12 protein-coding genes are annotated in these 10,445 nt (G+C 72.8%); 3 read left to right on the forward strand and 9 right to left on the reverse strand.

Translation table 11 applies throughout. From position 1 onward, the window contains the following. A partial coding sequence (locus WMI84_RS14080) for a TRAM domain-containing protein (RefSeq protein ID WP_347354212.1) occupies positions 1–1,175 on the reverse strand: 1,175 nt, incomplete at its 3' end. Further along, the gene (locus WMI84_RS14085; RefSeq protein ID WP_347354233.1) at positions 1,172–3,133 is read right to left on the reverse strand and encodes an APC family permease; all 1,962 of its coding nucleotides are present in this window, start codon (positions 3,131–3,133) and stop codon (positions 1,172–1,174) included. The genes WMI84_RS14080 and WMI84_RS14085, both read right to left, overlap by 4 nt. A gap of 122 nt (positions 3,134–3,255) precedes the next feature. Between WMI84_RS14085 and WMI84_RS14090 the strand changes: the two genes are divergently transcribed. Together WMI84_RS14090 and WMI84_RS14095 are read left to right on the forward strand one after the other, a co-directional pair. After that, positions 3,256–3,918 carry a TrkA family potassium uptake protein gene (locus WMI84_RS14090; protein WP_347354214.1) on the forward strand — a complete coding sequence of 221 codons (663 nt, stop codon included), beginning with the start codon at positions 3,256–3,258 and terminating at the stop codon, positions 3,916–3,918. 14 nt (positions 3,919–3,932) lie between these two features. After that, complete coding sequence (locus tag WMI84_RS14095) at positions 3,933–4,616, forward strand: TrkA family potassium uptake protein (protein ID WP_347354216.1); 684 nt, start codon at positions 3,933–3,935, stop codon at positions 4,614–4,616. 77 nt (positions 4,617–4,693) lie between these two features. Here WMI84_RS14095 and WMI84_RS14100 read toward each other — a convergent pair whose 3' ends face one another. The 7 genes from WMI84_RS14100 to WMI84_RS14130 form a co-directional block, all read right to left on the reverse strand. Beyond that, complete coding sequence (locus WMI84_RS14100; protein ID WP_347354218.1) at positions 4,694–5,413, reverse strand: DUF3159 domain-containing protein; 720 nt, start codon at positions 5,411–5,413, stop codon at positions 4,694–4,696. Next, on the reverse strand, positions 5,403–5,795 hold the full coding sequence (locus WMI84_RS14105) for an OB-fold nucleic acid binding domain-containing protein (protein ID WP_347354219.1): 393 nt from the start codon (positions 5,793–5,795) through the stop codon (positions 5,403–5,405). The genes WMI84_RS14100 and WMI84_RS14105 overlap by 11 nt, the downstream gene beginning before the upstream one ends. Before the next feature lie 3 nt (positions 5,796–5,798). Next, positions 5,799–6,551, reverse strand: coding sequence for a DUF3710 domain-containing protein (locus WMI84_RS14110; RefSeq protein WP_347354221.1), 753 nt, complete (start codon positions 6,549–6,551; stop codon positions 5,799–5,801). Positions 6,552–6,590: 39 nt separating this feature from the next. Further along, entirely contained in the window at positions 6,591–7,076 is a 486-nt protein-coding gene (dut, locus tag WMI84_RS14115) for a dUTP diphosphatase (protein ID WP_347354223.1), read from the reverse strand. A 32-nt stretch (positions 7,077–7,108) separates the two neighbouring features. Next, the gene (locus tag WMI84_RS14120; protein ID WP_347354225.1) at positions 7,109–7,408 is read right to left on the reverse strand and encodes a DUF4193 domain-containing protein; all 300 of its coding nucleotides are present in this window, start codon (positions 7,406–7,408) and stop codon (positions 7,109–7,111) included. Between the two features lie 151 nt (positions 7,409–7,559). Then, the gene (locus WMI84_RS14125; RefSeq protein WP_347354227.1) at positions 7,560–8,432 is read right to left on the reverse strand and encodes an inositol monophosphatase family protein; all 873 of its coding nucleotides are present in this window, start codon (positions 8,430–8,432) and stop codon (positions 7,560–7,562) included. 12 nt (positions 8,433–8,444) lie between these two features. Then, positions 8,445–9,524 (reverse strand): ferrochelatase, encoded by a 1,080-nt coding sequence (locus WMI84_RS14130; protein WP_347354229.1) that lies wholly within the window; start codon positions 9,522–9,524, stop codon positions 8,445–8,447. Between the two features lie 131 nt (positions 9,525–9,655). On the opposite strand from WMI84_RS14130, the gene sepH reads away from it, so the two are divergent. Next, positions 9,656–10,445, forward strand: a 790-nt coding sequence (sepH, locus tag WMI84_RS14135) for a septation protein SepH (RefSeq protein WP_347354231.1), incomplete at its 3' end; no start/stop codon positions are given.

The following is a 10,445-nucleotide window of genomic DNA, read 5'->3' on the forward strand; positions in this document are numbered from 1 at the left end:
ATCCGGTACCCGTGGGCGGCGAAGGTCCGCACGTCCCGGGCCAGGGTCGCGGGGTCGCAGGCTACGTATACGATCCGGCGTGGTCGCATCGCGGCCAGCGCGGCGACGACCCGCGAGCCGGCCCCGGCCCGCGGCGGGTCGAGAACGGCCAGGTCCGCCGTGACCCCTCGGGCGGCGAGCCCCGCGAGGTGTCGGTGGACGGGGCCCGCCCGCCACTCGACGGCCGGCAGGCCGGCACAGTTCGCGATGCCGTCGCTGACGGCCTGCCGGTCACCCTCGATGCCCAGGACCGCGCCGGTGGGCCCGACCAGCTCGCCCAGGCGCATCGTGAAGAGCCCCGCCCCGGCGTAGAGGTCGAGCACGCGGTCGCCCGCCCGCACGTCCAGCTGCGCCATCACCCTCGTCAGCAACGTGGTCGCCGCACCCCGGTGGACCTGCCAGAAGCCGCGGGCCGCAAGGGCATACTCACCGACCCAGTCGCCGTCGCGGGCGACCTCGCCGACGCGGCCCCCGCCGTCGCCGGCCGTCCCCCCGACCGGCACCAGGACCGCGTCCTCGGGGTGGGCGGCATCGACGACGTCGACAGCCCTTACCCCGGACCAGTCGGTGTCGAGCACCGTGGAGGCGATGACCTTCTCGGTCGCGACGAGGCAGTCCTCGAGCGGGACGACGCGGCCGGACCGGTGCGCGTGCAGCCCGGCCCGCCCGGACGCGTCGACGGCGAACTCGACCCGGGTGCGCCAGCGCAGCCCGTCGCGGTCGCCGGGAACCGGCGCCACCTCGACGTCGACGTCCAGACCGGCGAGCCGGGCGAACTGCTCACGTACGACGGCGGCCTTCAGCTCGCGCTGGTGGGTCGGCGCGACGTGCTGGAGGTCGCAGCCGCCGCAGCCGCCGGGCACCGCGTACCGGCAGGGCCGCTCGACCCGGTGCGGCGAGGCGCCGAGCACCTCGACCGCGTCGGCTCGCACGAACCGGTCACCGGCCCTGCCCTCGGTGACGCGGGCCCGGACCCGCTCACCGGGCAGGGCGTGGCGCACGAAGACGACCTGCCCGCAGTGCCGGGCGACGCAGTGCCCGCCGTGGGCCACCGGGCCCACCTCGAGCACCCACTCGGAGCCGACCAGGGAGGGCGCGTCGCCGGGTCGCTCACGGGGCCGGCGGGCGCGGCTCACCCGCCGCCCCCGCGGACGGACCCGTGCATCGGCGGCTCGTCGATCCAGGACTGCTCGATACCCGCGGAGGAGGCCAGCTGCCACGGGACACTGACCACCATGATCCCGGGCGTGAACAGCAGCCGGGCCTTCAGGCGCAGGGCGCTCTGGTTGTGCAGCACCTGCTCCCACCACCTGCCGACCACGTACTCGGGCAGGTAGACGGTGACGACGTCGCGGGGGTTGTCGCTGCGCAGCGACCGGACGTAGTCCAGGACCGGCCGGGTGATCTGCCGGTAGGGGGAGGCGAGCACCTTCAGCGGCACCGGGATCTCGTGGCGGGACCACTCGGCGAGCATCGCGCGCGTCTCGTCCGGGTCGACGTCGACGGTCAGGGCCTCGAGGTAGGAGGGGCGGCTGGCCCGGGCATAGGCCAGGGCGCGCAGGGTCGGCTTGTGGATCTTGGACACCAGCACGATCGCGTGGACGTGCGAGGGAAGAGTCGGCCGATCGGTCTCCCAGTCGATGGCCAGCTCGGTGTTGACGGCGTTGTAGTGCCGCTTGATCCCCAGCATGAGCAGGTACAGCACCACCATCGCGGCGATGGCGTACCGCGCACCGGCCTGGAACTTCGTGATGAGCACGACCAGCAGGACGGTGGCCGACATCGTCGCGCCGATCGAGTTGATGACCCGGGAGCGCTGCATGCGGCGCCGTTCGCGCGGGTTGCGCTCGAGGCGCAGGTGGCGGGTCCAGTGCCGGATCATCCCGGTCTGGCTGGTCGTGAACGAGACGAAGACCCCGACGATGTAGAGCTGGATGAGCGCCGTGACGCTGGCCCGGAAGACGATGACCAGGATGATCGCCGCGGCCGAGAGCATCAGGATCCCGTTGGAGAACGCGAGCCGGTCGCCCCGGGTGTGCATCTGGCGTGGCAGGTAGCCGTCCCGCGCCAGGATCGAGGCCAGCACCGGGAACCCGTTGAAGGCGGTGTTGGCGGCGAGCACGAGGATCAGCCCGGTCACGATCGAGACGAAGATGACGCCCGCATGGAAGTTGGCGAAGACCGTCGTGGCCAGCTGCCCGATCGCGGTGTCCTGCACGTAGCTGTCGCCGACCGGGGTGCCGTCGCGCAGCAGCTGGCTGCCCGGGTCGTCGGCGATCTTGATCTCGGTCCAGTGGGCCAGGGCGATGATCGAGCTGAGCATCGCGATCGAGATCGTGCCCATGAGCAGCAGCGTGGCGGCGGCGTTGGCGCTCTTGGGCTTGCGGAAGGCCGGCACGCCGTTGGAGATCGCCTCGACCCCGGTCAGCGCGGCGCAGCCCGACGAGAACGCGCGCAGCAGCAGGAAGAACGCCGCCAGCCCGGTCAGCTCCTCCCCGCTCTCGGGCACCAGGGTCAGCCCGGCGCTCTCGGCCGGGGCCAGGTTGCCGGTGAAGTGCTGGATGAAGCCGTAGATGCCCATCCCGATGATGGCGACCATGAAGGCGTAGACGGGCACCGCGAACGCCCGCCCCGACTCGCGCACGCCACGCAGGTTCATCGCCGTCAGCACGACGATGAGCGCGACCGCGACGACGACCTCACGGCCGCGCACGAAGTCCAGCACGGTCGCCGCGTTGGCGACCCCCGACGAGATCGACACGGCGACGGTGAGCACGTAGTCGACCAGCAGCGCGCTGGCCACGGTGAGCCCGGCCTTCGGGCCGAGGTTGACCGTGGCGACCTCGTAGTCGCCGCCGCCGGACGGGTAGGCGTGCACGTTCTGCCGGTACGACGCGACGACGACGACCATGACCGCGATGACGCCGAGGGTGACCTGCCAGCTGTGCGTCGTGGCGAAGGCGCCGCCGGCCATGCCCAGCATGAGCAGGATCTCGTCCGGGGCATAGGCGACCGAGGAGAGTGCGTCGCTGGCGAAGATCGGCAGCGCGAGCCGCTTCGGCAGGAGCGTCTCGTGGAGTCTGTCGCTGCGCATGGCGCGCCCGACGAGGATGCGCTTGAGCAGCGAACCTGAGGCTGGCACGCAGGACACTGTATGCCGCCGAGCGCCCTTGCGCGCGCGTGAGCCGGGCCCGCCGCTGGTGTAGCGTCGCGACCGTGCACTTCGTCATCATGGGCTGCGGCCGGGTCGGTTCGACCCTGGCCCGCACCCTCGGGCGCAACGGTCACGACGTTGCCGTCATCGACGCCGAGCCGGCTTCCTTCCGCCGTCTCGGGGCGGAGTTCGAGGGCCAGACCGTGACCGGGGTCGGCTTCGACCGGGACACCATGGTCGCTGCCGGGATCCGGGAGGCGTACGCCTTCGCCGCGGTCAGCAGCGGCGACAACTCGAACATCCTCGCCGCCCGGGTGGCCCGCGAGACGTTCGGAGTGGAGCACGTGGTCGCGCGCATCTACGACCCGCAGCGGGCCATGGTCTACCAGCGGCTCGGGATTCCGACGGTGGCCACCGTGCGGTGGACCGCCGACCAGATGATCCAGCGGCTGCTGCCGCAGGGTGCGATGCCCGAGCTGACCGACCCGAGCGGCAAGATCGTCATCGCCGAGGTGCCGCTGGCCACCGCGTGGATCGGCACGCCGCTGCGCGACGTCGAGGCGCTGACCGGTGCCCGGGTCGCCTACGTCACCCGGCTCGGTGAGGGGATGCTGCCCGAGCCCGACAGCGTGGTGCAGTCCGACGACCTGGTCCATCTCGCGCTGCGCCGCGGCGAGCTGGCGCGCATCGAGCGGATCTGCGACCAGCCGCCCGTCCCCAGCTGATCTCGAGGAGTCCGATGCGCGTCGTCATCGCGGGGGCCGGCAGTGTCGGCCGGTCCATCGCCCAGGAGCTGCTCGCCAGCGGTCACCAGGTGCTGCTGATCGACAAGGACGCCGACGACGTCCAGGCGTCCCGGGTGCCCGAGGCGTCCTGGCTGCTCGCGGACGCCTGCGAGCTGGCCTCGCTCGAGGAGGCCAGGCTCGAGGAGTGCGACGTCGTCGTCGCGGCCACGGGTGACGACAAGGTCAACCTCGTGGTGTCGCTGCTCGCCAAGACGGAGTTCGGCGTGCCGCGGACCGTCGGGCGGGTCAACAACCCGAAGAACGAGTGGATGTTCGACGAGTCGTGGGGGGTCGACGTGGCCGTGTCGACGCCCCGCCTGATGACCGCCCTGATCGAGGAGGCGGTCAGCATCGGTGACCTGGTGCGGATCTTCGAGTTCCAGCAGGGCCGCGCCGCGATGGTCGAGATCACCCTGCCGGACCGTAGCGAGTTCGCCGGTCGCCGGGTCGGTGACGTCAGGTGGCCCGAGGACACCGTCCTGGTCGCGATCATCCGGGGGCAGCGCCCGATCGCGCCGACGGCCGACGACGCCATGGAGGCGGGCGACGAGATGCTGTTCATCACGACGGCCGAGCAGGAGTCCCGCCTGCAGCGGCTGCTCGCGCCGGACGTCCGGCCGCGCACCGCCGAGGCCTGAGCCGCGTCGTCCAGCACCGCCGAGGCCTGAGCCGCGTCGTCCAGCACCGGAGTGGCGCCGGGGCCGGTCGACGGCCGCTACCGTCCCGGCGCGGCCGCGTCGATCGGCGTACGCCCGCGCACGAGCATGGCCCCCATCGCGGTGAGCGCGACGAGGTAGGCCGGCCAGCCGAGCGCCACCTTGGCGGCGGCCAGGGCGGCCACCTGCTCGGCCAGGTAGAGCGGGACCATGATCGCGAGTCGCACCACGTTCAGCAGCACGAGGATCCAGGCGAGCCGGCAGGCGACCGAGACCAGACCGGGATGCCTGCGCCACCAGGTCGGGTCGGCGGCGAACAGGTCCGGCTCCGCGACGCCGACGACGAACCCGAAGAGCGGCCACCGCAGCAGGTTCGTCACGGTCAGCACGACGAGCAGGGCGGCGTTCTGCAGCATGCCCGGCAGGAAGGCGTCCTCGGCCCGGCCCGACCGGAGCGCGAAGAAGGCGGAGATCCCGACTCCGGCGGCGGCATACAGCACGAACCTGACACCCTGCCGCTGCAGCAGCCGGACGAGCAGGAAGACCAGTGCGGCCACGCCAGCGGCCACCAAGGACAGGCCCAGGTCGCGGCGCACCGACCACACGAGGGCGAACAGCAGCGTCGGCACGGCACTCTCCACGGCGCCCCGCCAGCCGCCGATCGCCTCGGACAGCTTGTCCTTGAGCAGCTCCTCGACGGTCGCGTACCGGCGCAGGTCGAGCGACTCGCGCGCCACGCCGGTGCTCCCGGCGCGGCCGGCATCGCCGTCAGTGGCCACGACTACCGTCCGGGCCGATGATCTCGTAGGAGGGGTTGAACATCGTCAGGACGTCACGGTGCCGGCTGACCCGGCCGGTGGCCTGCAGCTTGACCCCGGGGGTGACCCCGACGATGCTGCGGCGACCGAGCCAGACCAGGTGCAGCACGTCGGTGCCGTCCCACAGCTCCGCGTCGAGGGCCGCGACCTCGTCGGACGGTCGCAGCGTGATCGAGCGGATCTCACCGCGGACACTGGCGACGGTGCGCGGCACCAGGTCGCCGATGTGCTGCCGGCCGAGGTCGGTGCTCTCACGGGCCAGCGCATCGGAGTCGATCTGGTCGGACGAGCGCAGCAGCCGCCTGCCGAGACGGCCCAGCGCGCTCCGTGGTTCGCGGGTCATGCCTCAGCGGACCTCGGTGATCTCGGGGCCGCGCTCGAAGGGGTTCAGGTCGTCCAACCGGGGTGGGCCCCCCGCAGGTGCGGCCGACGCGGCGGGCGCGGCCGGGGCCACGGCCTCCGGCAGGCGCAGCGGCAGCAGCTCGCGTGGCGGCATCGCCGCGTCACCGCGGTCGATGACCACGGTGCGTACCACCTCGTGGATCGGTCCGGCCGCGTCGAGGTCGCTCGCGGCGCGACCGCTGACGACCGCCCGCAGGAACCAGCGGGGCCCGTCGACACCCAGGAATCGGGCCGGGACGAAGGTGGTGCCCCCGTCCGGTCCGGTCTGCGGCATGCGGGTACGCAGCTCCTGCCCGAACTCCCCGGTCACCACCTCGGCCGTCCCGCCCGAGTCGGTGATCGCCGCGGCGATCTCGTTGCGGATGTCCACCCACACCCCCTCGGTGCGGGGGGCGGCGAACGCCTGCAGCTGGACGGCCGACTCGCCGAGCACGGCGGTCACGCCGGTGATCTGCTGTTCCTGCTCGTCGACCTCGATACGCAGCTCCATGCCGGTCAGGCCCTTGAGCCAGATCGACCCGAGGTTGAGGTACTCGGCCTCGTCGGTCACGTCGCTGCGGTCCCAGGGGCCCTGCTCCGGTGGTGCGTCCGACAGGTCACCGGCGCGTTCCGCCGGTGCGTCGTCCGCCGGTGCCTCCGACGCGAGCGCGTCGTCGCCGGAGTCGGTTCCCGACCTGTCTCGTTTGAAAAGTCCCACGTTGATGCTTCCGTCCTTCGGTGTCACGCGTCGCCGTGGTCAGCCCTCGGCAGCCGAGCCGCCGCCGAAGCCGCCGGTCGACCCGTGACCAGTGTCGCCCCGTTGGGTCGCTTCGAGCGAATCCACGGCGAGGAAGCGGGCCTGCACGACCGGCTGGACCACCAGCTGGGCGATGCGGTCCCCCCGCCGCACCGTGAAGCTCTGCCGCGGGTCCAGGTTGACCAGGTTGACCTTGACCTCGCCGCGGTACCCGGCGTCGACCGTGCCCGGTGCGTTGACGGTCGTGATGCCGTGCCGGGTGGCCAGGCCCGACCGCGGCACCACGAACCCGGCATGCCCCGGCGGCAGGGCGATCGCGATCCCGGTGGGCACCAGGGCCCGCTCCCCCGGGGCCAGCGTGACATCGACACGGGCCCGCAGGTCGGCGCCCGCGTCACCCGGGTGGGCGTAGGCGGGCAACGGCAGCCCGGGGTCGAGCCGGACGATCCGGACCACCTGTTCGGGGCATGCGCGAGGGTCGGTCACGAGGACCGACCCTACTGCGTGTGTCGCGGTGTTCAGGCCGCGCAGTCCGAGCAGATCATCTGTCCCCCGACCTGCTTGGCCAGCTGGCTGCGGTGGTGGACCAGGAAGCAGCGCGAGCAGGTGAACTCGTCGGCCTGCTTCGGCAGCACCCGCACCGACAGCTCCTCACCGGACAGGTCGGCCCCAGGCAGCTCGAAACCCTCTGCCTGCTCGGTCTCGTCGACGTCCACGCTCGACGAGCTCTTGTCCACGCGACGCGACTTCAGCTCTTCGATCGAGTCCTCGGACAGGTCGTCGTCGGTCTTGCGCGGCGCGTCGTAGTCAGTAGCCATTGTCGCCCTCTCACCACTCCCTCAGGTTGCGTGTGGGAGAACGTCCCCTCCCCCACGCTTTGTTCCCGTCGACCGGGTTGTCAAACCCGGCTTGTCGAACATTGTTCGTGCGCGGATTGTGCCCTATCGGCAGCCCGCTGTCACATCCGTTTCACCAGGCGTCGCGGTCGGGGTCGGTTCGGCCCGTGAAGAGGGTTCGTACCGGCTCGACGAGGGCCGGCCCGGCGGCGACGGTGAGGCTCGGCCCGGGGTGCTCCCCCACACCGACGACCCGGCCGCCGGCCTCCTCGACGAGGAGCCAGCCGGCCGCCAGGTCCCACGCGTTGATGCCGGACTCGGCGTAGGCATCGACGGTGCCTTCGGCGACCCGCGCGAGGTCGAGGGCGGCGCTGCCGATGCGCCGGATGTCGCGGACTCGGGGCAGCACCTCCCGCAGCACCTCGGCCTGCCGGGCCCGCACCTGCGCCTCGTAGCCGAAGCCGGTCGCGAGCAGGGCGCGGCCGAGCCGGGCCTCGGCCGAGACGGCCAGGCGCCGGTCCCGGCCTGTGTCGTGCTCGTCCGGGCGGTCGGGCCGCGTCCACGCCCCACCCCCACGGCGCGCGTGGTGCACCACGCCGCGGCACGGGTCCGACACCGCCGCGGCCACCGGCCGCCAGGCCCCGGGCGTCTCGGGGTCGCCCACGACGACCGCGACGGAGACCGCGTACGCCGGGATGTCGTAGAGGTAGTTGACGGTGCCGTCGATCGGGTCGATGACCCAGGTCAGGCCGGACCTCCCCGAGACGTGCGCCCCCTCCTCGCCGAGGATGCCGTCCTCGGGTCGGGCCTGCCGGACGAGGTCGTGCAGCAGCTGCTCCGAACGGCGGTCCATGATCGTGACGACGTCGGTCTCGCTGGACTTCGTGTCGGCTACCCGAACGTGTCCGGGTCTCTCGTCGTGGATGAACCGGCCGGCCCTGAAGGCGAGCTCGGTGCAGAGCCGCTCGAGCTCGACGAGCAGCTCAGGGTCTGGGACGTGGTCCATGGGCACCTGCCTTCAGTCTCGCCCGCAGAGGGCCGGTCGCGCGCCGCGCGGGTTGCGACAGCACCCGGGTGCGCACACCGAGGGCATCCGGCCGGGGAAGTCGGCCACGGGCTCACCGCGGGCCTCGCCCGCCCGGTCCGCCACCGCGTCGACGAGGTCGTGCACGAAGGTGGGCAGGGTGCCGACGGTTGGGACCCGGACCAGCCGCATCCCGAGCCGCCCGGCGGTGGCGGCCGCCTCGGTGTCGAGGTCGTAGACGACCTCCATGTGGTCGGAGACGAACCCGACGGGGGCGAGCACGACGGTCCCGATCCCGGCCTCGGCCAGCTGCCCGAGCCGGTCGTTGACGTCGGGCTCGAGCCAGGGCTGCGCGGGCGAGCCGGAGCGCGAGCAGAAGACGAGCTCGCCGACCAGCTGCCGACGCAGGATGCGGTTGCTCTGCTCGGTCAGGGTCGCGGCGAGGGCGAGGTGCTGGCGCCGGTAGAGCTCCCCGGCGCCCCCGCCGGGCCCGGAGGTCCGGTCCATACCGGTCGGGATCGAGTGGGTGACGAACAGGAGCGCGATCTGCTCGTCGGGCGTGCCGTCGAGGACCCGCATGGACCCGACGAGCCGCTCGAGGTTCGCGTGCGCGAATCCCGGGCGCGGCGCGTAGGGCGCGATCTTGTCCACGGTCAGCTCGACGCCGTCCACGGCCAGCTCGGCGACCGCGTCGGCGAGGTTCTCGCGGTACTGGCGGCAGGAGGAGTAGCAGGCGTAGGCGCTGGTGGTGACGGCGACGAGGCGACGGTGCCCGGCGGCATACGCCTCGCGCAGCGCGTCGGCGAGCCAGGGTGCGCTGTTGCGGTTGCCCCAGAAGACCGGCAGGTCGTCTCCCCGGGCGTCGAGCTCGGCGCGCAGCGCCGCGAGCAGAGCCCGGTTCTGGTCGTTGATCGGGCTGCGCCCGCCGACGTGGTGGTAGTGCCGGGCGACCTCGGCGAGCCGCTCGTCGGGAACGGCGCGCCCGGCCGTCACCCGCCGCAGGAAGGGTATGACCTCGCCCGGTGCCTCGGGGCCGCCGAAGCCGACGAGGACGAGCGCGTCGTAGGGCTGCATGCCCTCACTGTCTCAGGCCACCCCCGGGCCGGAGAAACCCGGCCCTGCGCGGCGTGGACGCTTCCTCACCGCCGACCGGGATGGCATGCTCGACTCGGCACGAACCTGACAAGTGACCGGGAGACCCATCGATGCAGGACCTTCGGCTCGTCGGCGTCCACGAGGACGGGGCACATCTCATCCTCACGGACGAAGACGGCAACCGGTACCGGGTCCCGCTCGACGAGCCGTTGCGGGCCGCGGTCCGCCGGGACCGCCCGCGTCTCGGCCAGCTGCAGGTGCAGCTCGACGGCGGCCTGCGGCCCAAGGACGTGCAGGCCATGATCCGGGCCGGCCTCACGGCGGAGGAGGCGGCCGACCGGGCCGGCTGGACGGTCGAGAAGGTGCGCCGCTACGAGGTGCCCATCCTCGCCGAGCGGGCGCACGTCGCCGCGCTCGGCCGGCAGGTCCGGCTGCGCTCACCGGGGTGCAGCCCGGGACGCGGGCTGCTCGGCAACCGGGTCGACGAGCGCCTCCGGTCTCGCCAGATCGACGCGGGCACGGCCCGCTGGGACTCCCGACGCGACGACAAGGGCCAATGGACCGTCGTCGTCTTCTTCAACGCCGGTGGTCGGCAACGCCAGGCCGAGTGGTCCTTCGACGTGCCGGCCCGCGCGGTGCAGGCCCTCGATGACGAGGCACGCTGGCTCAGTGCCGACGAGCAGGACGAGCCCACCGGCCCGACCCTCGCGGCGCACCTGCGCGAGTCCGGGCCCTCGGAGGTGTATGACGTCGAGGCCGAGGGCGGCGTGGCCGCGCCGGGCCACGACCACCGTGACGCCGGTTCGATAGACCTGATGGCCGCGATGCGCGAGCGCAGCTCACGGCGCGGGCGTCGTCGTCGCCCGCGCCCCTCGGACCCACCTGCGGCGGACACCCCGG

The sequence above is a fragment of the Intrasporangium sp. genome (assembly GCF_039812505.1).
Classification (GTDB): domain Bacteria; phylum Actinomycetota; class Actinomycetes; order Actinomycetales; family Dermatophilaceae; genus Intrasporangium_A.

Bases quoted from the DNA above. Each gene is read 5' to 3' on its own strand.
- WMI84_RS14125 (WP_347354227.1), bottom strand. From the start codon at position 8,432: ATGGACCACGTCCCAGACCCTGAGCTGCTCGTCGAGCTCGAGCGGCTC.
- WMI84_RS14085 (WP_347354233.1), bottom strand. From the start codon at position 3,133: ATGCGCAGCGACAGACTCCACGAGACGCTCCTGCCGAAGCGGCTCGCG.
- WMI84_RS14130 (WP_347354229.1), bottom strand. From the start codon at position 9,524: ATGCAGCCCTACGACGCGCTCGTCCTCGTCGGCTTCGGCGGCCCCGAG.
- WMI84_RS14105 (WP_347354219.1), bottom strand. From the start codon at position 5,795: ATGACCCGCGAACCACGGAGCGCGCTGGGCCGTCTCGGCAGGCGGCTG.
- WMI84_RS14120 (WP_347354225.1), bottom strand. From the start codon at position 7,408: ATGGCTACTGACTACGACGCGCCGCGCAAGACCGACGACGACCTGTCC.
- WMI84_RS14095 (WP_347354216.1), top strand. From the start codon at position 3,933: ATGCGCGTCGTCATCGCGGGGGCCGGCAGTGTCGGCCGGTCCATCGCC.